We start from the raw sequence: 23,174 nt of genomic DNA, 5'->3' as shown, positions 1-23,174 counted from the left end.
GCAAAAATAGGTGTTTAATGAGTTTAAAAAAAGCGAAATGGTTTCATTGTTAAAAAGCCATTGCTATTGTTAATAAGTTAATTTAATAACAAATATATCTGTTAGAAATTTGAGTTAATTATCTTTGCTCGTTGTTAAATGAAACGCATGATTTTTAAATTAGAAGGAAAAGATTCTCTGAGTAAAGCAAGAGCTGGAAGGATTACAACAGATCACGGTGTTATTGAAACACCAATTTTTATGCCTGTTGGTACAGTGGCATCGGTTAAAGGTGTGCATCAAAGAGAACTGAAGGATGATATTAATCCTGATATTATATTAGGAAACACCTATCATTTATATCTAAGACCTCAAACATCTATTTTAGAGAAAGCGGGAGGCTTACACAAGTTTATGAATTGGGACAGAAATATTTTAACTGACTCGGGTGGTTATCAAGTGTATTCGCTTTCTAATAATAGAAAAATTAAAGAAGAAGGCGTTAAATTTAAGAGCCATATAGATGGTAGTTACCATACATTTACACCTGAAAATGTTATGGAAATTCAGCGAACAATAGGCGCGGATATTATTATGGCTTTTGATGAGTGTACACCATACCCCTGTGATTATAATTATGCTAAGCGTTCTATGCACATGACACATCGTTGGTTAGATAGATGTATTAATCATTTAGAGAAAGTACCTTATAAGTATGGCTATAGTCAAGCATTTTTTCCAATTGTACAAGGCAGTACATATAAAGATTTAAGAATGCAGTCTGCTGAATATATTGCAAACTCTGGAGCTGTAGGAAACGCCATTGGAGGCTTATCGGTTGGGGAGCCTGCAGAAGAAATGTATGCAATGACCGATGTTGTTTGTAGTATACTTCCAGAAGATAAACCACGTTATTTAATGGGAGTTGGAACACCAATTAATATTTTAGAAAATATTGCTTTAGGTGTCGATATGTTTGATTGTGTTATGCCAACTCGAAATGCCAGAAACGGGATGCTTTTTACAGCACATGGCACTATTAATATTAAAAACAAAAAGTGGGAAGACGATTTTTCGCCTGTCGATGATATGGGAATAACATTTGTAGATACAGATTATACTAAGGCTTATTTAAAGCACCTTTTTAGTGTTAATGAAAGACTAGGTGCGCAAATAGCAACCATACATAACCTAGGATTTTATTTATGGTTGGTGCGTGAAGCCAGAAAACATATATTAGCAGGAGATTTTAGAGAATGGAAAGACAAAATGGTAAAACAAATGGATAAACGTCTGTAGTTAAGTGAAAATACTAGATTGGTACATATTAAAGCGCTACTTAGTAACATTTTTAATGATGTTGCTCTTGTTTATTCCTATTGGAATTACGGTGCATTTGTCTGAAAAAATTGATAAGATACTTGCAAATAATGTTCCTTTTCCTGAAGTAGCTCAATATTTTTTAGATTTCACAATCTATTTTGCTAACCTTTTATTTCCCTTGTTTCTTTTTTTATCAGTAATATTTTTTACATCTAAACTTGCAAATAATACAGAGGTTATAGCCTTTTTAAGTTCGGGTGTTTCTTTTACTAGGTTTTTAAGGCCTTATATTATTGGAGGAATAATAGTAGCTCTTTTTGCTTTAATTTTAGGAATGTATTTAGCACCTAAAGCTAGTAGTGGATACAATGAGTTTATTTATAAATACTTAAGTGGGAATAAAAAAGCTGTTGATGAAGACCAACTTTATAGGCAGATTAATGAGAATGATGTTATTTATGTACAATCTTTTGATGTAAAAAATAATGCTGGGAAGCTATTTACCTTAGAGCATTTTGAAGAAAATAAACTTGTTTATAAAATTGAGGCAAATAGTATTAGATATATTAAAAGAGATAGTACCTATAGAATGAATCAATACGTAAAAAGAATTATTGGAGAAAATGACGATGAAATAATTCAAAAACGAAGGTTAGATACTCTATTTGCATTTGATTTAGAAGATTTAATGCCAGTAAAGTATATAGCAGAAACACTTAGTTATGGTGAACTTACTTCATTTATAGAAAAAGAAGAATCCCGTGGTTCATCTAATATAGGAAGGTATAAAGTGGTACTTTACAAAAAGTGGAGTTTACCAGTCTCAATTTTTATTCTTACCATTATTGCTGTTGCAGTGTCTTCCAAAAAGAGAAGAGGAGGTATGGGAGTAAACTTGGCATTTGGAATCTTTATAGCCATGATTTACGTGTTCTTCGATAAGGTTTTTGGTGTTATGGCAGAACAATCTAACTTCTCTCCAGCCATAGCAGTGTGGTTTCCTAATATACTTTTTGGTATTTTAGCGATCTATCTACTATATAATGCTAAGCGATAAACTAAAAAATTATTTACACCTTCACTTACTTGTTTTTATAGCTGGCTTCACAGCAATTTTAGGAGAACTTATTTCGATTGGCTCTATTCCTTTAGTGTGGTTTAGAATGCTAATCGCTACAGTTTTAATGGTTATTTATATAAAGTTTAGAAAAATTAAACTAACTCTCGATTTTAAAACCATTTTCAAATTCTTTTTAGCAGGAATCATTATTGCTTTACATTGGATTACATTTTTCGAATCTATTGAGCAATCAAATATTTCAATTGCCTTAGCAATGTTTTCAACAGGCGCTTTTTTTGCATCATTTATTGAACCTCTTTTTTTTAAAAGAAGAATTATCTGGTACGAAATAGTATTTGGAGTTATGGTTATTATTGGTGTTTGGCTAATCACTAAAACAGAAATAAGATATACTAATGGAATAATACTTGGAATAATTTCCGCTTTTTTATCCACACTATTTGCTGTTATTAATGGACAATTTGTTAAGCGCTATAGTGCTTCGGTGATTTCGTTTTATGAATTTTTTAGTGGTGTTTTATTTATATCTCTGTTTATTATACTTTTTGGAGATGGATTTAGTTTTGAATTCTTTAATTTAAGTAATTCAGATTGGTTCTACCTTATTATTCTTGGGTCAATATGTACAGCTTATGCTTTTATGGCTGCTGTATATATAATGAAGCACATTAGGCCATACACACTAGTGCTTACCTATAATTTAGAACCAATTTACGGAATAGTATTGGCAATTATTTTATTCCCAATTAAAGAAAAAATGAGTTTAGAATTCTATGTTGGAGCGACCATCATCATTAGTGTTGTCATACTCAATGGAATACTAAAAAACTCTAAGTCATTAAAAAGTAACCTTACTACATAAGCTAAGCCAATTAAAGTTTTTATATTTGTAAGCTAACTAACAAACTTAAATTTCTGTGGAATATTTAGAATTTGAGCTCCCAATTAAGGAGTTGGAAGAACAACTACAAAAGTGCCAACTCATAGGAGAGGAGAGTGATGTTGATGTTACTGAAACGTGTAAGCAAATTGAAAAAAAATTAGCTGAAGCAAAAAAAGACATTTATAAAAACCTTTCTGCTTGGCAACGTGTTCAATTATCTAGACATCCAAACAGACCTTATACTTTAGATTATATTAAAGCTATATGTGGTGATACATATTTAGAATTGCATGGAGATAGAAATGTAAAAGACGATAAGGCAATGGTTGGTGGACTAGGTAAAATTGGTAATCAAACCTTTATGTTTATTGGGCAACAAAAGGGATACAATACCAAAACGAGACAATATAGAAACTTTGGTATGGCTAACCCTGAAGGTTATAGAAAAGCTCTTAGATTAATGAAATCTGCTGAAAAATTCGGAATTCCTGTAGTAACGTTTATTGATACTCCTGGAGCTTATCCTGGACTTGAAGCCGAAGAACGTGGGCAAGGAGAAGCTATTGCTAGAAATATTTTGGAAATGACACGTTTAAAAGTGCCTATTATGTGTATAGTTATTGGAGAGGGTGCTTCAGGTGGTGCTTTGGGAATAGGTGTTGGCGATAAAATTTTAATGCTTGAAAATACTTGGTATTCGGTAATTTCTCCCGAAAACTGTTCTTCAATTCTGTGGAGAAGTTGGGAATTTAAAGAGCAAGCTGCTGAAGCTTTAAAATTAACAGCTAAAGACGGAAAGCGTCTAAAAGTGATAGATGAAATTATTAAAGAACCGCTAGGTGGTGCTCATAAAGATAGAGAATCAACATTTGTTGCTGTTCGTGATGCTATTGTAAAATCGTATGATGAGTTTAAAAACTTATCACCAAAAGATTTAGTAAAACAACGCATGGATAAGTATTCTCAAATGGGTGTTTATAAAGACTAATCCCTTACAAATCATATAATAATCTAAATCCGAAGTTTATCACTTCGGATTTTTTATCGCTATTAACAATATTTAAAACTTATTAACAGTTAAAATGTTGACTTGTAGTGAACAATGTTGTAACTTATATAGCTCAATAAGCCCACAATTTGGTTACTTTCGTTTTAGTAAATAAATTGAATAATTAATCCAAAAATGAGTGTTTCGCAAACCTCAAAGTAATAGAAATACTAATGAAACAACCTAATCAACTTCAAGGCTATAAAGTAGATAAAAGCACTTTAATAAGCTTAGAAAAAGGTAAAATCCCTCCACAAGCCCTCGATTTAGAGGAAGTTGTTTTAGGAGCAATGATGATTGATAAGAAAGGTGTTGATGAGGTTATCGACATTTTAAGTTCTGATGCTTTTTACAAAGAAGCGCATCAATATATTTTTGAAGCCATTTTTAAATTATTTGAAAATAGCGAACCTATAGATTTGTTAACAGTATCTAGTCAGCTTAAAAAAGATAGTAGACTAGAAATGGTTGGAGGTGATTTTTACTTAATTTCTCTAACACAAAAGGTATCATCTTCTGCACATATTGAATTTCACGCGCGTATTATTTTACAGAAATTCATTCAACGTAGTTTAATAAAAATTTCAAGTGAAATTATTGAAGAATCTTATGATGAGACTAAAGATGTATTCGATCTTTTAGATAAAGCTGAATCTAAGCTTTATGAAGTTACTCAGGGAAATATCAAAAAATCTTCCGAAACCGCTCAAGAATTAGTAATTCAAGCCAAAAAGAAGATTGAAGAAATTTCTAACAAAGAAGGGTTAAGTGGTATTCCATCTGGTTTTGATAAATTAGATAAACTAACTTCTGGTTGGCAAGAGAGCGACTTAATCATTGTAGCAGCGCGTCCAGGTATGGGTAAAACGGCATTAACGCTTACTATGGCGAGAAATATTGCTGTAAATCAAAATATTCCAGTTGCTTTTTTCTCGTTAGAGATGGCATCAGTACAATTAATAACAAGATTAATTTCATCTGAAACTGGATTGTCTTCGGAAAAATTAAGAACAGGTCGTCTTGAAAAACACGAATGGGAACAGCTTAATGTAAAGGTAAAAGCATTAGAAAAAGCACCTTTGTTTATTGATGATACTCCATCATTATCTATTTTCGATCTTCGGGCCAAAGCAAGACGTTTATCGTCACAACATGGTATAAAGTTGATCGTGATTGATTACTTGCAGTTGATGACAGGAGGAGGCTCACATGGAGGAAATAGAGAACAAGAAATATCGATGATTTCTCGTAATCTAAAAGCATTGGCAAAAGAATTAAGTATTCCAGTGATTGCTTTGTCTCAGTTATCGCGTGCGGTTGAAACTCGTGGAGGAAGCAAAAGACCATTACTATCTGACCTTCGTGAGTCTGGTGCTATTGAGCAAGATGCAGATATTGTTTCGTTTATTTACCGCCCAGAGTATTATAAAATTGATGAATGGGATGATGAAGAGCGTACTCCAACCGATGGACAAGCAGAATTTATTGTAGCAAAGCATAGAAATGGTGGTTTAGATAATATTCGATTAAAGTTTATTGGTCACTTAGGTAAGTTCGATAACTTAGATGACTTCGATTCGCCTTTTGGCACTGAGTTTCATTCTAAAATGAATGCTGCTGCGAATGACGATACTTTTAAGGCAGATGATTTTAAACAAAATCCTAATGACGCATTTGGACTTAGTGAAGAAGATAATGATGTGCCGTTTTAGGTGATTAAACTAAAATTGTCTTAAATCTTTTAGCTCAGAATATTTTTTAAGTATCTTTCCATTATGAAATGAGCCATTTCTGAATGTTTAGACTAACTATATTCATTATTGGCGAATTACATTTGACCAAATAGTCAAATAAAATTGTACAAATGAAAAAGATAGTTGCCTCATTATTTTTCCTATTTATGGTTGCAAATTCTTATGCATCCTATATTCTTATCCCAATGGATGCCGAAGGACAAAGAAATCATTTAAAAGCTTATGGAATTACTTTTTGGACACTTGAAAAGCAGCAAAAAGTAAAATGGCTACTTAATTATAAAGGCGGCTCATTTCTATTGCCAGATTTTGAAGAAATAAGAAAAGAATGCCAAATTAGAGGTGTGTCTTTTGAAGTGATTAGTGATTCTAAAGCTGAAAGTATTTTACAGGAAATTAGTAGTCCTAGTCAAAACATGGAAGCCGTTGTGTTAGAAAAAGCACCAAAAATTGCAGTATATACACCTTATGGAAAACAACCTTGGGACGATGCTGTAACTATGGTGTTAACGTATGCTGAAATTCCTTACGATACAATTTATGATGAGGAAGTATTAAATGATGCACTAGTATTATACGATTGGTTGCATTTACATCACGAAGATTTTACAGGACAGTACGGAAAGTTTTACAGAAGTTATAGAAGCGCACCTTGGTATATAAATGAAAAAAAGGCAGCTGAAGAATTAGCGACTAGGTTAGGCTATAGCAAAGTTTCTGAAGCTAAGTTAGATGTCGCTCTAAAAATTAGAGACTATGTAGTTGGTGGAGGCTTTATGTTTGCAATGTGTAGTGCAACGGATAGTTTTGATATCGCCTTATCAGCCGAAGGAATTGATATTTGTGAACCTATGTTTGATGGTGATGGGAGTGATGCAAATTATCAGAATAAAATAGATTATAATAAGACTTTTGCGTTTACTGATTATATTTTAGAACGTAGCCCAAATGTATATGAATTCTCATCTATAGATATGTCTCAAAAAAGACGTATTCCAAAAACAACCGATTATTTTTCATTGATGGAATTTTCTGCTAAATGGGATCCAATTCCAACAATGCTAAATCAAAACCATACTGCTTTGGTTAAAGGATTTATGGGACAAACAACATCTTTTACAAGAGATGAGATAAAATCCAAAGTGTTGGTGCTTGGTGAAAATAAAACCAATGGAGAAGCCAAATATATTCATGGTATTAAAGGAAAAGGCTTTTTTACATTCTATGGAGGACATGACCCTGAAGACTATACACATAGAGTAGGAGACCCTAAAACCGAATTAGATTTACATCCTACCTCACCAGGATATAGACTCATTTTAAACAATGTGTTGTTTCCTGCTGCTAGAAAGAAAAAGCAGAAAACTTAAATTAAACCGATTCCTAGGGCAATTGATACTATAATTAGAAATACTGCGACAAATTTTTGAATAAACTTCAAAGTTACTTTCTTTAATAACTTATGCCCAAAAAAAGCGCCAGCAATTGCTGAAAGTGTTGCGCTAACAATTAAAGGTATATTTTCGTATAAGCCAGACTCTAACATTCTTGTTGAATACATAGAGATTCTAGTAAAATCTACTAAGCAAGAAATAACAACAGCTGTACCAATAAATGCTTCTTTAGTTAGACCAGCTTTAATAAGAAATGCTGTTCTAAGTACACCTTGATGTCCAGAAAGTCCTCCAAAAAAACCGCTTAAAAACCCTCCAAAAGGCAATTGTTTTTTGGTGAATTGTAACTTATCAAAAAAAGGTAATAACTCAATGACAGAGAATACGATTAACAGTAGTGAAATAACCAATTTAACTGGAGTGATTTCAAAAGATTTGTTACCAATTTGATAAGTATAAATTGTAGGTAGGTCGGTAATATTCAAAAGCATCCAAGCACCAATAAATGCTGCAATAATGGCTGGAATTCCAAATCGTATTAGTACACTTTTGTTGGCTTTGTTACCAACAAGAATCAATTTAAAGACATTATTAAAAAAATGAACAACTCCAGTTAATGCTATTGCTAGTTCTATTGGAAAGAATAGTGCAAAAACAGGCATTAAGATTGTACCTAGTCCAAATCCAGAAAAAAAAGTTAGAATAGCCGTTAAAAAAGCTACAAGGCAAATTACAAAATAGTCCACTATTCCATTTTAATGAGTCCCTATAATACAACCACAGGTTTCTCTAGTAAAACTTTGACTTTCTTCATGCCAAGGAAAAGCAGCATTATATTTACTATTTTCCCAATAGAATTTACCTCTAGTATTTTCATGATTTCCAATTTCGTTCATGGTTTCAGTATCGTATAAACGTCCATTAACCATTGTATAAAGAATACTTTCGGTGTTTCTAATATTCTCCAATGGATTTTTATCCAATACAATTAAATCGGCAAGCTTTCCGACTTCTAAAGAGCCTATATCGTTTCCAGCGCCAATATATTCTGCACCATTAAGTGTTGCAGCTCTTAAAGCTTCCATATTGGTCATTCCGCCTTGTTGTAACATCCAAAGCTCCCAATGAGCTCCTAAGCCTTGCAGCTGTCCATGAGCACCAAGATTTACTTTAACACCAACATCTGTCAACGCTTTTGCAATTTTTGAAGTTTGAATATGCCCATTTTCATACTCTTCTTGAGGCACCATAACACGATGTCTTGAACGCGCATCTACAATCCCTCTAGGTATATACTTTAACAATTTTTTATTTTCCCAAACATTGGTGTTTTGGTACCAATAATATTCACCACTCATACCTGCATAATTTACTACTAGTGTTGGTGTATAACCAGTGTTACTGTTTTCCCAAAGAGTTAAAACGTCTTTGTAAACAGGTGAAATTGGAATGTTGTGTTCCACACCAGTATGACCATCAATAACCATAGTCATATTATGGTAGAATGTTGAGCCACCTTCTGGAACAACGAAAATACTTTCTTCACGGGCAGCTTGCAAAACTTGTTGACGTTGCTCGCGACGTGGCTGATTATAACTTTTTACCGATAAAGCGCCAAAAGCTTTGGTACGTTTTATGGACGAACGTGCATCATCAAGACTATTAATTACAGCCTTAAAATCGCCTTCTGCTCCATAGAGAATATGTCCAGTAGAGTAGAGACGAGGACCAACCATTTGACCACTTTTTAGTAATTCTGATAAAGCAAAAACAGCTTGAGTATTAGCTGAAGGGTCGTGTGCAGTAGTCACCCCAAATGCTAAATTGGCATAAAATTGCCAATGCTTTTGAGTTGTTAAGCCATCACGAAACCCACCAATATGTGCATGAGCATCTACAATTCCAGGCATAATTGTTTTTCCAGATAGGTCATAAACTTTCGCGTTAGACGGAATTGAAACTTCCGAAGCTTTTCCTATTGCTTCAATTTTATTTTGATTAACGATGATTGTTCCGTTTTCAATAACTTTATCACCTTGCATAGTAATTATTCGTGCATTTTTAAATGCAATTTTACCATTAGGTTTATCAGTTTTTATTTCAAGTTCTATTCTAGCTTTGGGTTTGGCAACCAATTTAGTATCTAATGAAGCAGGAGCAGAATAATAATCATTTCCTAAAGACCAGTGAATAGTTTTACTGTCTTTAGACCAATGAAGATTTATTCCTGCATCTTCAGTAAGTTGTGTCACTGGAACAAAATTTGTCTTATCAGTTAAATCTATTGTTGCACCAGCTTGCGGCATTGGAGCCATATAGACTTTGAATAGATGAATAAAAGCCACCCATTTACCATCTGGACTAGGCAATAATCTATTTCCATTCTTTGATTTAATATGTGTTCTTTCGTTATTACCATTTAAATCAACACTTTTTAATTCTTTTGTAAGTGCTCCACCAAATGTGCCTCCATTTTGATAAATGATTCGTTTATCATCTTTAGAGAACAAGGGGTAATCACCTTGTTGAGTTAAGAATTTGTTATTCTTACCGTTGGCATCCATAATATATAATCCAGTTTTTTTACTGAATGTTCTGCCTTGGTCTCCATTACCACCTTCTTTTCTATAAACAACTTTAGAACCATTATTGGAATAGGCAGGATTTCTATAAATACCTTTTTGAGCGCTTAATTTTTTGGGAGTTCCTTCTTTTAAAGAAATCGAATAAATACTTCCTAAGTTTTCATCATTCCAAGTTACATATACTATCTGCGAACCATCAGGAGAGAATGAAGGTTCAAATTCAAAATCGGTTCCTTGAGTCAAACGCTTTGGTTTTCCTTTAGGAAGTTCCATAGAATATAAATATCCTAAGGCGTTAAATACAATGCTTTTTCCATTAGGTGAGGTTTTAACATCTCGAATAACTTTGGCATTAAATGTATTTGGAGCGACTGGTGTGTCAAACTCAATAGCTTTAGCAATTTTTATACTAGTATTTACCTTAAAAGGAATATTGGTTACTTGAAGTGTATTAACATTTACTTTGTTTATTTTTCCACCAGACCAGAATACAATACTATCGTCATTTGGTGTCCAACTATAATTACTATATACGCCAAAAATAGCCCAAGCTTCTTGTTGGTCTTTATTTAGTCCATCAAAAATTGGCCATTCTTCACCTGTTTCTAAATCATGAATGTAAAGTACAGTTTTAGTTCTAACACGTTTAACAAAAGCTAGTTTTTTTCCATCATTAGATATTTGTGGACGAGCAGCTCCTCCAGGACCACCTGTAATACGTTCGGTTTTTCCTGTTTCAAAATCGTATCGATTAATCACATAAATTTGACTATTTGGATCTTTATTATATTGAAAAAATCCTCCTGGATAAACATCTTCGCTATAATACATATAGCGCCCATCTTTGGAAATATTAGGTTCGTTTACATCTTGTTGGTCGTTTTTACGTTTAGTAATTTGTATACCACTTTTTCCAGTTAAGTGATACATCCACATTTCTCCAGCACCTAACGAGCGAGTAGAAGAAAAGTGCTTTCTAGCAACAATGTATTCGCCATCAGGTGTCCAGACAGCGTTATTAAGAAGTCTAAAATTTTCTTTTGTAATTTGTTTTGCGTCACTTCCATCAATGTTCATTGTCCATATATTATCACCCCCTCCTGCATCACTTGTAAATGAAATAGTATTTCCATCTGGACTGAAACGAGGTTGAACTTCAAAGGGTAAACCTGTTCTTAATGCAGTAGCTTTTCCACCATTGGCATTCATAATAAAGATGTCACCTAGTAAGTCAAAAACTATTTTACTTCCATCTGGACTTACATCTACATTCATCCAAGTGCCTTCATTGGTATTGAGAGAGACTTCTTTCCAGTTCCAGTCACCTTCTGGATTTGAGATATCCCAAGATGTCTTTTTTTCTTGAGCAGTTACAGCAGATGAGACTAAAAATAGGGCAATTAATAATTGTGGAATTCGATTCATCTTTATGTGAAATTTTATGAATCTGAAAGATAATAAAAATGAATCTGGCTTTTTTAATTAGTTATTCACAATAGCCATGAAATAAAAAAGTCCGATTCGTAAGAATCGGACTTTTATAAGCGAAATATATTATACAATAGGCGAAACGCCTTATTTAACTTTATTTACAATTGCTTCAAAAGCATCTGGATTATTCATAGCTAAATCGGCTAGAACCTTACGGTTTAATTCGATGTTGTTAGCTTTTAATTTCCCCATAAATTGCGAATACGACAATCCGTGTTGTCTAGCTCCTGCGTTAATACGCATAATCCATAATGCACGGAAAGTTCTTTTTTTGTTTCTACGGTCTCTATACGAATATTGCATCGCTTTATCAACCGCATTTTTTGCTACTGTCCAAACGTTTTTACGTCTTCCAAAGTAACCTTTTGCTTGCTTAAGAACCTTTTTTCTTCTGGCTCTCTTCGCTACTGAATTTACTGATCTTGGCATAATTTTAAATTTTTTTGTAGTAGGCGATCGATAATTGATACTTGTAAAAGCCTAACTCCATGGTTTATAAATAATTTTAACCTAAGCATTAATTACTTTAAACGTAATTGTTGCTTAATGTTTGCTTCATCGCTCTCATGTACTAATGTACTGTGAGTTAAAGCTAGCTTACGCTTTTTAGATTTTTTTGTCAAAATATGACTCTTAAAAGCATGCTTTCTTTTGATCTTTCCAGAACCAGTTAACTTAAAACGTTTCTTGGCACTAGATTTTGTTTTCATTTTAGGCATTGTTCTCCTCTTTATTTAAATTCACTTCGCTTATTCTCTTTTGATTAAATTATTTTGCTTTTTTAGGAGCAATAAACATAATCATTCTTTTTCCTTCTAATTTTGGCATTTGTTCAACCTTTCCATGCTCTTCCAAATCTTGTGCTAAACGCAATAATAAAATTTGACCTTGCTCTTTAAATATGATTGAACGTCCTTTAAAAAAGACAAAAGCTTTAAGTTTTGCTCCTTCTTTTAAGAACTTTTCTGCATGTTTCTTTTTAAATTCGTAATCATGATCATCAGTTTGAGGGCCAAAACGAATTTCTTTTACAACTACTTTCGTAGCTTTAGATTTTAAAGCCTTATCACGTTTCTTTTGTTCATAAAGAAACTTTTTGTAGTCCATAACTTTACATACAGGAGGTACAGCTTTTGGTGATATTTCAACAAGATCTAATCCTTGTTCATCAGCTATTGCCAATGCTTGCGATGTTTTATAAACACCTATTTCAACATTATCACCAACCAGACGAACTTCTGGTGATGTGATTTTTCTGTTTATCCTGTGTTGATCTTCTTTTATTATTCTTGCAGGACCTCTATTTCTTCTTCTACGTATTGCTATGGCTATATAATTTTAATTAAACTTTAAATTGTTTTAATGTTTTGTTTATTTCTGTTTCAACAATTTTCGAGAAGTCTTCTACATTTATCATGCCTAAATCTTCTCCTCCATGTTGGCGAACGCTAATTTTATTTTCGTTCTCTTCGTTCTCACCAACAATAATCATATATGGAATTTTATTCATTTCGGCTTCCCGAATTTTTTTACCCATAGTCTCATTCCTATTGTCAATAAGGGCGCGAATTTCGTCATTTTCTAACAAATTTAAAACTTTTTCGGCGTATTTTTCATATTTCTCACTAATTGATAGGATAATTACCTGCTCTGGCATTAACCATAAAGGGAAATTTCCGCCAGTATGCTCCAATAAAATTGCCACAAAACGTTCCATACTCCCAAAAGGAGCTCTATGAATCATTACAGGTCTGTGTAACTCATTATCACTACCTTTATAAGTTAAATCAAACCGCTCTGGCAAGTTATAATCTACTTGAATCGTTCCAAGTTGCCATTGTCTTCCCAACGCATCCTTTACCATAAAATCGAGTTTTGGACCATAAAAAGCAGCCTCACCAGTTTCAATTACATAATTTAGACCTTTATCATTAGCAGCATTAATAATTGCTTGCTCAGCTTTTTCCCAATTTTCAGGGCTTCCTATATATTTGTCTAGGTTATTCATATCCCTTAAAGAGACTTGAGCTGTAAAGTTTTCAAAACCTAAAGAGCCAAACACATATAATACTAGGTCAATTACTTCTTTAAATTCTGTATCTAATTGATCAGGAGTACAAAATATGTGTGCATCGTCTTGAGTAAAACCTCTTACCCTTGTTAAACCATGCAGCTCTCCACTTTGTTCATATCTATATACTGTGCCAAATTCAGCATACCTTTTAGGGAGCTCTTTATAACTGAAAGGTTTAGCATTATATATTTCGCAATGATGCGGACAATTCATAGGTTTTAGTAAGAATTCTTCATCATCTTTTGGTGTTTTTATTGGTTGAAAACTATCCTCTCCATATTTTGCATAATGCCCAGAAGTAACATAAAGTTCTTTTTGACCAATATGAGGTGTTACTACCATTTCGTAACCAGCTTTTTGTTGTGCTTTTTTAAGGAAATCTTCTAACCTAGCTCTTAAAGCTGCTCCTTTAGGTAACCATAAAGGAAGTCCTTGTCCAACTTTTTGTGAAAAAGTAAAAAGTTCAAGCTGCTTACCTAATTTTCTATGGTCACGTTTTTTTGCTTCTTCTAATAGTTCTAAATATTCTGTTAGCTCTTTTTGCTTTGGGAAAGAAGTTCCATATACACGAGTGAGTTGTTTATTGTTTTCATCACCTCTCCAATACGCACCAGCTACGCTCAAAATTTTTACAGCTTTAACAATTCCTGTATTAGGAATGTGTCCTCCACGGCATAAATCTGTAAATGTAGAATGGTCACAAAACGTAATATCTCCATCTTCAAGATTTTCAATAAGCTCTACTTTGTACTCGTTATTTTGCTCTTTATATAATGATAATGCATCAGCTTTAGAAACCGATTTAAGTTTAAACTCATGTTTCCCACGAGCAATTTCTAGCATTTTGTCTTCAATTGTTTTGAAATCTTTATCAGAAATACTTCTGTCCTCAAGATCTATATCATAATAAAAACCATTATCAATAGCTGGTCCTATAGATAATTTAACTCCTGGGTAAAGTTCTTCTAATGCTTGAGCCAATATATGTGCAGACGAATGCCAAAAAGCTTTTTTTCCCTCATCATCTCTCCATGTATATAAAACAAGATTACCATTGGTTGTTAATGTCGTTGAAGCTTCAATAGTTTTGTCATTGAATTTAGCAGATATAACATTTCTTGCGAAACCTTCGCTAATATCTTTTGCAACATCCATTGCAGTAATGTTGTTCTCATAACTTCTTACACTGCCATCTGGTAAAGTAATTTCGATCATATGTGAATTAAAATTTAAAGCGCAAAGATAATAGTATATTAAATCACATACAATATATATATAAGGTATATTTTGATTAGTACTTTTAATACTATTCACCGAGATTTGGGGATACGATTTGGTTTGGTATGGAATTTTTTCATGTGATAATATATTGGTTTATAGTGTTTAGGGTTTTTGGGTAATAAAAAGTTAAAAAATAGTTTAAAAAACATTTGGTAGGATTGTATAAGGTTGTATGTTTGCAGCCGCAAAAAACGGTAATTTTTTTTGTGGTGTTCATATAAGTAAAGTTGATTTGGATTAAGTTAGAAAAAATAATTTAAAAAAAAATCAAAAAGCATTGTAGGAATAAAAAAAGGGTTTTATATTTGCACCCGCTTAAGGAGGAAAGACTTTAAGTAAAGAAGAAAAAAGTTCATTAAACATATTGATTGACAGCGTAAGGATTTTATTGGAAACGATAAAATTCATTACAGAGAATAAACCATTTTGAGTACAAATTAATATCCTTTGGTTGTTAATAATATAGTCGTAAGACTTAAAATTTAACGATGAAGAGTTTGATCCTGGCTCAGGATGAACGCTAGCGGCAGGCCTAACACATGCAAGTCGAGGGGTAACAGGGATTGCTTGCAATCCGCTGACGACCGGCGCACGGGTGCGTAACGCGTATAGAATCTACCTTTTACAGTGGGATAGCCTTTAGAAATGAAGATTAATACCTCATAGTATTATTGATTGGCATCGATTGATAATTAAAGTTTCGGCGGTAAAAGATGACTATGCGTCCTATTAGCTAGATGGTGTGGTAACGGCACACCATGGCAACGATAGGTAGGGGCCCTGAGAGGGGGATCCCCCACACTGGTACTGAGACACGGACCAGACTCCTACGGGAGGCAGCAGTGAGGAATATTGGGCAATGGAGGCAACTCTGACCCAGCCATGCCGCGTGCAGGAAGACTGCCCTATGGGTTGTAAACTGCTTTTATACAGGAAGAAACATCTCTACGTGTAGAGACTTGACGGTACTGTAAGAATAAGGATCGGCTAACTCCGTGCCAGCAGCCGCGGTAATACGGAGGATCCAAGCGTTATCCGGAATCATTGGGTTTAAAGGGTCCGTAGGTGGATAATTAAGTCAGAGGTGAAATCCTGCAGCTCAACTGTAGAATTGCCTTTGATACTGGTTATCTTGAGTTATTATGAAGTAGTTAGAATATGTAGTGTAGCGGTGAAATGCATAGATATTACATAGAATACCAATTGCGAAGGCAGATTACTAATAATCAACTGACACTGATGGACGAAAGCGTGGGGAGCGAACAGGATTAGATACCCTGGTAGTCCACGCCGTAAACGATGGTCACTAGCTGTTTGGACTTCGGTCTGAGTGGCTAAGCGAAAGTGATAAGTGACCCACCTGGGGAGTACGTTCGCAAGAATGAAACTCAAAGGAATTGACGGGGGCCCGCACAAGCGGTGGAGCATGTGGTTTAATTCGATGATACGCGAGGAACCTTACCAGGGCTTAAATGTAAGTTGCATTAGTTAGAGATAGCTATTTCTTCGGACTACTTACAAGGTGCTGCATGGTTGTCGTCAGCTCGTGCCGTGAGGTGTCAGGTTAAGTCCTATAACGAGCGCAACCCCTGTTGTTAGTTGCCAGCGATTCAAGTCGGGAACTCTAACAAGACTGCCAGTGCAAACTGTGAGGAAGGTGGGGATGACGTCAAATCATCACGGCCCTTACGTCCTGGGCTACACACGTGCTACAATGGTAGGTACAGAGAGCAGCCACTGCGCGAGCAGGAGCGAATCTATAAAACCTATCACAGTTCGGATCGGAGTCTGCAACTCGACTCCGTGAAGCTGGAATCGCTAGTAATCGGATATCAGCCATGATCCGGTGAATACGTTCCCGGGCCTTGTACACACCGCCCGTCAAGCCATGGAAGTTGGAAGTGCCTGAAGTCCGTCACCGCAAGGAGCGGCCTAGGGTAAAGTCGATAACTAGGGCTAAGTCGTAACAAGGTAGCCGTACCGGAAGGTGCGGCTGGAACACCTCCTTTCTAGAGAAAGACGACTAGAGGTAATAAGTAAGGAAAGAGATTGTTTATTCTCAACGCTGTTAATTATATTATAACTTAGAAAAAAAGTAGAGTCTCATAGCTCAGCTGGTTAGAGCGCTACACTGATAATGTAGAGGTCGGCAGTTCGAGTCTGCCTGAGACTACTAATTTTTTTTTTTGAAGTTTAAATAAAGGAAATTCTAGAAGTTTGAGTAGTAGTTATGTACTAACTACTAACTACTATATACTAACTACTAGTATATGGGGGATTAGCTCAGCTGGCTAGAGCGCCTGCCTTGCACGCAGGAGGTCATCGGTTCGACTCCGATATTCTCCACAAAATCTAGATGGTTAGATAGTTAGACCATTAGACATTTGTCTAAAAATCTAACGTTCTAAAAATCTAAGATGAAAGTTCATTGACATATTGAAAAAGATACATGAAATAACGAATTAAATTCATTTAATTCAGTAATTTATATTAGAATAATTGAGTTTACGAGCTTTTAATTATTCTAAGAACATTTAGTTTATGAGGTGTAAAGGATTAATAATTTATTATTATGAATTGAAAATCATGAATTAGATAGTAACTCATTAAAAAAGCAAAAAGTACAATAAGCTAAATAAGAGCGTATGGGGAATGCCTAGGCTCTCAGAGGCGATGAAGGACGTGATAAGCTGCGAAAAGCTGCGGGGATTGGCACATACGAATTGATCCGCAGATATCCGAATGGGGCAACCCAGCATGTTGAAGACATGTTATCCGTAAGGAGGCGAACCCGGAGAACTGAAACATCTAAGTACCCGGAGGAGAAGAAAACAAAAGTGATTCCGCTAGTAGTGGCGAGCGAACGCGGAATAGCCCAAACCAGTGTTGTTACGGCAATACTGGGGTTGTAGGACTGCGATATTGGTTGTGTAATGAATTAGAATCCTTTGGAAAGAGGAACCAGAGAGGGTGATAGTCCCGTATAAGTAAAGATCATTAACCATAGCAGTATCCTGAGTAGTGCGGGACACGTGTAATCCTGTATGAATTTGGCGGGACCATCCGCTAAGGCTAAATACTCCTGAGAGACCGATAGTGAACTAGTACCGTGAGGGAAAGGTGAAAAGAACCCTGAATAAGGGAGTGAAATAGAACCTGAAACCATACGCTTACAAGCGGTCGGAGCCCATTAGGGTGACGGCGTGCCTTTTGCATAATGAGCCTACGAGTTACCGTTTCTAGCAAGGTTAAGCACTTCAGGTGCGGATCCGTAGCGAAAGCGAGTCTGAATAGGGCGAACTAGTTAGTGGCGGTAGACGCGAAACCGTGTGATCTACCCATGGGCAGGGTGAAGCTGTGGTAACACATAGTGGAGGCCCGAACCCGTTGACGTTGAAAAGTCTTGGGATGACCTGTGGGTAGGGGTGAAAGGCCAATCAAACTCGGAAATAGCTCGTACTCCCCGAAATGCATTTAGGTGCAGCGTATTATTAGTTTTATAGAGGTAGAGCTACTGATTGGATGCGGGGGCTTCACCGCCTACCAATTCCTGACAAACTCCGAATGCTATAAAATGATGTAATGCAGTGAGGGCATGGGTGCTAAGGTCCATGTCCGAAAGGGAAAGAACCCAGACCATCAGCTAAGGTCCCAAAATGTATGTTAAGTTGAATAAACGAGGTTGAACTGCTTAGACAGCTAGGATGTTGGCTTGGAAGCAGCCATTCATTTAAAGAGTGCGTAACAGCTCACTAGTCGAGCGGTTCGGCATGGATAATAATCGGGCATAAACATACTACCGAAGCTATGGATTTGTATTAATACAAGTGGTAGGGGAGCATTGTAGTGTCGTCGAAGGTGAAGCGTGAGCTTTGCTGGAGAAGCTACAAAAGAAAATGTAGGCATAAGTAACGATAATGCGGGCGAGAAACCCGCACTCCGAAAGACTAAGGTTTCCTCAGCTATGCTAATCAGCTGAGGGTTAGTCGGGACCTAACGCGAACCCGAAAGGGGTAGTGGATGGACAACAGGTTAATATTCCTGTACCTGCTCACGTTAAAAGTGACGGAGGCGAATAGTTAGTGCGCACTGACGGAATAGTGCGTTGAAGGGAGTGGTAACACCCCGATAGTACACTGAGACTACGGTCAAGGTGATAATCTAGCGAATCGACTTCCAAGAAAAGCGAGTGAAGCAGCCCGTACCCTAAACCGACACAGGTAGTTGGGATGAGAATTCTAAGGAGCTCGAGAGATTCATGGCTAAGGAACTAGGCAAAATCGACCCGTAACTTCGGGAGAAGGGTCGCCCATCTTCGGATGGGCCGCAGTGAAGAGGTCCAGGCGACTGTTTATCAAAAACACAGGGCTATGCTAAATCGAAAGATGATGTATATGGCCTGACACCTGCCCGGTGCTGGAAGGTTAAGTGGAGGGCTTAGAGGTTTACCTCGAAGGTCTAAAATGAAGCCCCAGTAAACGGCGGCCGTAACTATAACGGTCCTAAGGTAGCGAAATTCCTTGTCGGGTAAGTTCCGACCTGCACGAATGGTGCAACGATCTGGACACTGTCTCAGCCATGAGCTCGGTGAAATTGTAGTATCGGTGAAGATGCCGATTACCCGCAGTGGGACGAAAAGACCCCGTGAACCTTTACTATAGCTTAGTATTGGCTTTGGATAAGTAATGTGTAGGATAGGTGGGAGACTTTGAAGCGGCATCGCCAGGTGTTGTGGAGTCATTGTTGAAATACCACCCTTTGCTTATCTAGAGTCTAACTTTCACTGAAAGGACAGTGCTTGGTGGGTAGTTTGACTGGGGTGGTCGCCTCCAAAAGAGTAACGGAGGCTTCTAAAGGTTCCCTCAGCACGCTTGGTAACCGTGCGTAGAGTGCAATGGCATAAGGGAGCTTGACTGAGAGACATACAGGTCGATCAGGTACGAAAGTAGAGCATAGTGATCCGGTGGTTCCGCATGGAAGGGCCATCGCTCAAAGGATAAAAGGTACTCCGGGGATAACAGGCTGATCTCCCCCAAGAGCTCACATCGACGGGGGGGTTTGGCACCTCGATGTCGGCTCGTCACATCCTGGGGCTGGAGAAGGTCCCAAGGGTTGGGCTGTTCGCCCATTAAAGTGGCACGCGAGCTGGGTTCAGAACGTCGTGAGACAGTTCGGTCTCTATCTACTGTGGGCGTTAGAAATTTGAGTGAATCTGACTCTAGTACGAGAGGACCGAGTTGGACAAACCTCTGGTGTACCAGTTGTTCCGCCAGGAGCATTGCTGGGTAGCTACGTTTGGAAGGGATAAGCGCTGAAAGCATATAAGCGCGAAACCCATCACAAGATGAGATTTCTTTAAAGGGTCGTGGGAGATGACCACGTTGATAGGCTATAGGTGTAAAGGCAGTAATGTCATAGCCGAGTAGTACTAATAACCCATAGGCTTATTGTACGCCTGTTTTTTTATAGAGTATAAATACAATATTCATGTAATTTTTTCAATATGTTAACTTATTAGAAGTGAGATATTAGATATTAGACTAAAGAAGTCTAAGAGTGAAAGCAATCTAAATCTAATATCTACTTAAAAACTTAAGGTGGTTATAGCAATGGGGCTCACCTCTTACCATTCCGAACAGAGAAGTTAAGCCCATTAGCGCCGATGGTACTACATTCGTGGAAGAGTAGGTCGCCGCCTTTTTTGTACTGACAATAAAGTTAGTATTTGTAAAACCCTTCATATCTCTATGAAGGGTTTTTTTATGTTATAATGTAAGGGTGTTGAATTTATGAGACTAATAGGAAAATAATTTTTTTATTCCTTCTATTTGGCTATTTTAGATTTATGAATATTATCATTCAATCTTCCATCCATACTTTAAGCAAATCAAAACAACTTTTATGCTCCCTTTCAAATGAGGATTTAAGTAATCACTCAGTTTCTCCTTATTATTCGTGTATAGGCTCACATATTAGGCATATTTTGGATTTTTATGACTGTATTATTGATGGAGTAGATAATACAACAATTGATCTTACCCAAAGAAAAAGAGATGAACGAATGCATACTGATTGCAATTATACACTTAGCCATGTTGAACGAATCATTGACACGCTTAAGAGATTAGACAATTACAACTTTACTAAACATTATGTGGTTAGTGATGATTTGGGTATAGGAAAGGTTGATATTATGTACACATTAGGTGCAGTACTTGCGCAAGCAAATAGCCATGCTATTCACCATTATGCAATAATAAGTTATATTCTTGATAGACTAGAAATTCCAATGAAAGATGAAAGTTTTGGATATAATCCAACAACACCTAGACAGATAGTTAATTAGATTTATCACTATCAAACATACTGCTCATAATTGTTTGAAGACCTTTGAATGCAAAAAATATAGCTCCAGCACAAATAACAAGACTTATAATCAGAATGGGAATATAAAGAGGCTTTTCTTTATTGGTTGTTGCAATATAAAATAATGTAGGTCCAGCAAACATCATCACTAAAGAAATAGTCATTTTTTTTAAACCTTTTCCCAATACCTCTTTATTTGTTCTTTTAGTTTCCATTCTTAAATGCTTTTATAGATGCTCTTACGCTTTTATATTTATCAAGTAGTTTAGATGCTTCTTCAGCGGTAATATTCAATTCATTCATGAGCATTTTTACTCCTCTATCAACTAATTTATTATTGCTTAGTTGCATATCAACCATTTTGTTTCCTTTTACTTTTCCCAATTGAATCATTGTAGCAGTAGTAATCATATTTAACACTAATTTTTGTGCAGTTCCAGCTTTCATTCGTGAGCTACCAGTAACAAATTCTGGGCCTACAATAACTTCAATGGGATATTTTGCTGTTTGCGATAAAGGACTATTATGATTACAGGTGATACATCCAGTAATAATATTGTTATTGTTGCACTTTTCTAAAGCAGCAATTACATAAGGAGTAGTACCAGAAGCAGCAATACCAATAACTACATCATTATTAGAAATGGTATGTTTTTGTAAATCTTCCCAACCTTGAGTTGTAGAATCTTCAGCAAATTCTACAGCTTTTCTAATTGCGTTATCACCTCCAGCTATAAGCCCTACAACTAGTTCATGAGGAACTCCGAAAGTAGGAGGACATTCACTTGCATCAACAATACCTAAGCGTCCACTAGTACCAGCACCAATATAAAATAAGCGCCCCCCAGATTTTAATTTACCAATTACTTGTTCAATAAGTATTTCAATTTGTGGCAATGCTTTTTCAATAGCAAAAGGAACGGTTTTGTCTTCATTATTTATGTTGGTGAGTAATTCTGAAACACTCATCTTTTCAAGATGATTATAGTTAGAATCTTGCTCTGTAGTTTTTGTAAAATTCATCTATCAAAAATAAACAATTTGAATAGAGTTATTCAACTATATATATAATTTCATCAACTTCTGATAGTCTAAAATACCCAAATGGAAAGTTATCTGGATTTGTTTGATTGATACAATTTCCTCTAACTGTTGCTGGTGTTGTTTCAAAAGGACCACCGCCTTCTTCACTATTTTGTTGTAATAAAATAAACATATACTCATAAAAAGCTTCAGAAATACCATGATTTTTTATGGTTACTTCATGTCCTGAGGTTAAGTCTTCTTCTGTGTAAAAACCAAAAATTTGGTTACCATTCGTAAATTCATCATCATATACTTCAAGCGTGGGATAAGCTGTAAAATTATTGCTGAATTCAAAGAAATAATAATTCTCTTCATTTTGAGGATCTGTATAATAGACTTTTAATTCAGTTTCTTCTCCAGAAAAGCCTCCATCGTTTTTTTGTTCAACATAATCAATTGGCACTACAGATTTTAAAATTTCTGTACCTGAATATGTTTCACCTTCATAATTTACCACTAGTGTATATTCAGCATTTAAAACTGGAATAAATGTATTGTTTTTATATATACCAGTTGTGTTATCCTCGTTGAAAATAAATTCATTTGCGTTTGTATCAAAAATTGAAACTTGTGCATTATTCGCAGGAGTTGCTTGATTATTGTAAAAAGGAGTAGATAATGATAGCTTTATTTCTTGTTCATTTCCACTAGTTCCTTTTACCCAATTTATTGAGGCTTCAATAATTAATTTAGGTTGTGACGTATTTAAATCTAAATCAATTACATCTTCACATGAATATATTGTTATACTTATTAGTATTAATATTAGCTTTTTGCTCACTGCTTTTATATTGTTTAAGTGTTTGCGAAAACTCTTTGAATTTTTCAT

16 protein-coding genes, 2 tRNA genes and 3 rRNA genes are annotated in these 23,174 nt (G+C 35.6%); 12 read left to right on the top strand and 9 right to left on the bottom strand.

Annotated features, from left to right (window positions below; translation table 11 throughout):
• Positions 1-147: 147 nt before the first annotated feature.
• The 6 genes from tgt to ABGB03_RS09490 all read left to right on the top strand — a co-directional run bounded on the left by tgt (position 148) and on the right by ABGB03_RS09490 (position 7,438).
• On the top strand, positions 148-1,278 hold the full coding sequence (tgt, locus tag ABGB03_RS09515; RefSeq protein ID WP_347922266.1) for a tRNA guanosine(34) transglycosylase Tgt: 1,131 nt from the start codon (positions 148-150) through the stop codon (positions 1,276-1,278).
• Between the two features lie 4 nt (positions 1,279-1,282).
• The gene (locus ABGB03_RS09510; RefSeq protein WP_347922264.1) at positions 1,283-2,359 is read left to right on the top strand and encodes an LptF/LptG family permease; all 1,077 of its coding nucleotides are present in this window, start codon (positions 1,283-1,285) and stop codon (positions 2,357-2,359) included.
• Positions 2,346-3,245, top strand: coding sequence for a DMT family transporter (locus tag ABGB03_RS09505; RefSeq protein WP_347922262.1), 900 nt, complete (start codon positions 2,346-2,348; stop codon positions 3,243-3,245). The genes ABGB03_RS09510 and ABGB03_RS09505 overlap by 14 nt, the downstream gene beginning before the upstream one ends.
• A 55-nt stretch (positions 3,246-3,300) precedes the next feature.
• Positions 3,301-4,254 (top strand): acetyl-CoA carboxylase carboxyltransferase subunit alpha, encoded by a 954-nt coding sequence (locus tag ABGB03_RS09500; protein ID WP_347922261.1) that lies wholly within the window; start codon positions 3,301-3,303, stop codon positions 4,252-4,254.
• A gap of 233 nt (positions 4,255-4,487) precedes the next feature.
• Positions 4,488-6,026, top strand: a complete 1,539-nt coding sequence (gene dnaB, locus ABGB03_RS09495) for a replicative DNA helicase (protein ID WP_347922260.1) — start codon at positions 4,488-4,490, stop codon at positions 6,024-6,026.
• A gap of 227 nt (positions 6,027-6,253) precedes the next feature.
• Complete coding sequence (locus ABGB03_RS09490) at positions 6,254-7,438, top strand: asparagine synthetase B (RefSeq protein ID WP_347926410.1); 1,185 nt, start codon at positions 6,254-6,256, stop codon at positions 7,436-7,438.
• Here ABGB03_RS09490 and ABGB03_RS09485 read toward each other — a convergent pair.
• From ABGB03_RS09485 to thrS, 6 genes are all read right to left on the bottom strand, one after another.
• Positions 7,435-8,208, bottom strand: coding sequence for a sulfite exporter TauE/SafE family protein (locus tag ABGB03_RS09485; RefSeq protein WP_347922259.1), 774 nt, complete (start codon positions 8,206-8,208; stop codon positions 7,435-7,437). The genes ABGB03_RS09490 and ABGB03_RS09485 overlap by 4 nt on opposite strands.
• 9 nt (positions 8,209-8,217) lie before the next feature.
• Positions 8,218-11,472, bottom strand: coding sequence for an amidohydrolase family protein (locus ABGB03_RS09480; protein WP_347922257.1), 3,255 nt, complete (start codon positions 11,470-11,472; stop codon positions 8,218-8,220).
• 150 nt (positions 11,473-11,622) lie between these two features.
• A complete protein-coding gene (rplT, locus tag ABGB03_RS09475; protein WP_167610125.1) occupies positions 11,623-11,967 on the bottom strand; it encodes a 50S ribosomal protein L20 in 345 nt (114 codons plus the stop codon).
• Between the two features lie 92 nt (positions 11,968-12,059).
• On the bottom strand, positions 12,060-12,257 hold the full coding sequence (rpmI, locus tag ABGB03_RS09470) for a 50S ribosomal protein L35 (protein ID WP_069674221.1): 198 nt from the start codon (positions 12,255-12,257) through the stop codon (positions 12,060-12,062).
• A gap of 49 nt (positions 12,258-12,306) precedes the next feature.
• Positions 12,307-12,822, bottom strand: a complete 516-nt coding sequence (gene infC, locus ABGB03_RS09465) for a translation initiation factor IF-3 (protein WP_347926408.1) — start codon at positions 12,820-12,822, stop codon at positions 12,307-12,309.
• A gap of 58 nt (positions 12,823-12,880) precedes the next feature.
• Positions 12,881-14,827 carry a threonine--tRNA ligase gene (thrS, locus tag ABGB03_RS09460; protein ID WP_347922254.1) on the bottom strand — a complete coding sequence of 649 codons (1,947 nt, stop codon included), beginning with the start codon at positions 14,825-14,827 and terminating at the stop codon, positions 12,881-12,883.
• Positions 14,828-15,378: 551 nt separating this feature from the next.
• Between thrS and ABGB03_RS09455 the strand changes: the two genes are divergently transcribed.
• The 6 genes from ABGB03_RS09455 (at position 15,379) to ABGB03_RS09430 (ending at position 21,239) form a co-directional block, all read left to right on the top strand.
• Positions 15,379-16,902: ribosomal RNA gene (locus ABGB03_RS09455) — 16S ribosomal RNA — on the top strand.
• Positions 16,903-16,992: 90 nt separating this feature from the next.
• Positions 16,993-17,066 (top strand) — tRNA-Ile (locus ABGB03_RS09450).
• Between the two features lie 99 nt (positions 17,067-17,165).
• A tRNA-Ala gene (locus ABGB03_RS09445) sits at positions 17,166-17,239 on the top strand.
• 278 nt (positions 17,240-17,517) lie between these two features.
• Positions 17,518-20,345, top strand: a 23S ribosomal RNA gene (locus tag ABGB03_RS09440).
• A gap of 141 nt (positions 20,346-20,486) precedes the next feature.
• Positions 20,487-20,594, top strand: a 5S ribosomal RNA gene (rrf, locus tag ABGB03_RS09435).
• Together the 16S, 23S and 5S rRNA genes with 2 tRNA genes alongside form the textbook arrangement of a ribosomal RNA operon.
• A 144-nt stretch (positions 20,595-20,738) precedes the next feature.
• Positions 20,739-21,239: a hypothetical protein gene (locus ABGB03_RS09430; RefSeq protein WP_347922252.1), complete on the top strand. Its 501-nt coding sequence runs from the start codon at positions 20,739-20,741 to the stop codon at positions 21,237-21,239.
• On the opposite strand, the gene ABGB03_RS09425 is transcribed toward ABGB03_RS09430, so the two are convergent.
• Genes ABGB03_RS09425 through ABGB03_RS09415 form a run of 3 tightly spaced genes read right to left on the bottom strand, consistent with a single transcriptional unit; the run spans position 21,232 to position 23,174 of the window.
• Positions 21,232-21,474 (bottom strand): DUF6095 family protein, encoded by a 243-nt coding sequence (locus tag ABGB03_RS09425; RefSeq protein ID WP_347922250.1) that lies wholly within the window; start codon positions 21,472-21,474, stop codon positions 21,232-21,234. The genes ABGB03_RS09430 and ABGB03_RS09425 overlap by 8 nt on opposite strands.
• The gene (murQ, locus tag ABGB03_RS09420; RefSeq protein ID WP_347922248.1) at positions 21,464-22,282 is read right to left on the bottom strand and encodes an N-acetylmuramic acid 6-phosphate etherase; all 819 of its coding nucleotides are present in this window, start codon (positions 22,280-22,282) and stop codon (positions 21,464-21,466) included. Before murQ ends, ABGB03_RS09425 begins: the two co-directional genes overlap by 11 nt.
• 28 nt (positions 22,283-22,310) lie before the next feature.
• Entirely contained in the window at positions 22,311-23,174 is an 864-nt protein-coding gene (locus ABGB03_RS09415) for a DUF4249 domain-containing protein (RefSeq protein ID WP_347922247.1), read from the bottom strand.

Origin of the sequence: Pontimicrobium sp. SW4, from assembly GCF_039954625.1 — a bacterium.
Classification (GTDB): Bacteria; Bacteroidota; Bacteroidia; order Flavobacteriales; family Flavobacteriaceae; genus Pontimicrobium.
Note: the sequence above shows the minus strand (reverse complement) of the source record. Positions and strands in the feature narration are given on the sequence as shown.

What these genes read in the sequence shown, in the direction of transcription:
- dnaB (WP_347922260.1), top strand. Translation starts at nt 4,488, where the DNA reads ATGAAACAACCTAATCAACTTCAAGGCTATAAAGTAGATAAAAGCACT.
- ABGB03_RS09430 (WP_347922252.1), top strand. Translation starts at nt 20,739, where the DNA reads ATGAATATTATCATTCAATCTTCCATCCATACTTTAAGCAAATCAAAA.
- ABGB03_RS09415 (WP_347922247.1), bottom strand. Translation starts at nt 23,174, where the DNA reads ATGAAAAATTCAAAGAGTTTTCGCAAACACTTAAACAATATAAAAGCA.
- ABGB03_RS09480 (WP_347922257.1), bottom strand. Translation starts at nt 11,472, where the DNA reads ATGAATCGAATTCCACAATTATTAATTGCCCTATTTTTAGTCTCATCT.
- rpmI (WP_069674221.1), bottom strand. Translation starts at nt 12,257, where the DNA reads ATGCCTAAAATGAAAACAAAATCTAGTGCCAAGAAACGTTTTAAGTTA.
- thrS (WP_347922254.1), bottom strand. Translation starts at nt 14,827, where the DNA reads ATGATCGAAATTACTTTACCAGATGGCAGTGTAAGAAGTTATGAGAAC.
- tgt (WP_347922266.1), top strand. Translation starts at nt 148, where the DNA reads ATGATTTTTAAATTAGAAGGAAAAGATTCTCTGAGTAAAGCAAGAGCT.
- ABGB03_RS09505 (WP_347922262.1), top strand. Translation starts at nt 2,346, where the DNA reads ATGCTAAGCGATAAACTAAAAAATTATTTACACCTTCACTTACTTGTT.
- ABGB03_RS09425 (WP_347922250.1), bottom strand. Translation starts at nt 21,474, where the DNA reads ATGGAAACTAAAAGAACAAATAAAGAGGTATTGGGAAAAGGTTTAAAA.
- ABGB03_RS09490 (WP_347926410.1), top strand. Translation starts at nt 6,254, where the DNA reads ATGGATGCCGAAGGACAAAGAAATCATTTAAAAGCTTATGGAATTACT.
- rplT (WP_167610125.1), bottom strand. Translation starts at nt 11,967, where the DNA reads ATGCCAAGATCAGTAAATTCAGTAGCGAAGAGAGCCAGAAGAAAAAAG.
- murQ (WP_347922248.1), bottom strand. Translation starts at nt 22,282, where the DNA reads ATGAATTTTACAAAAACTACAGAGCAAGATTCTAACTATAATCATCTT.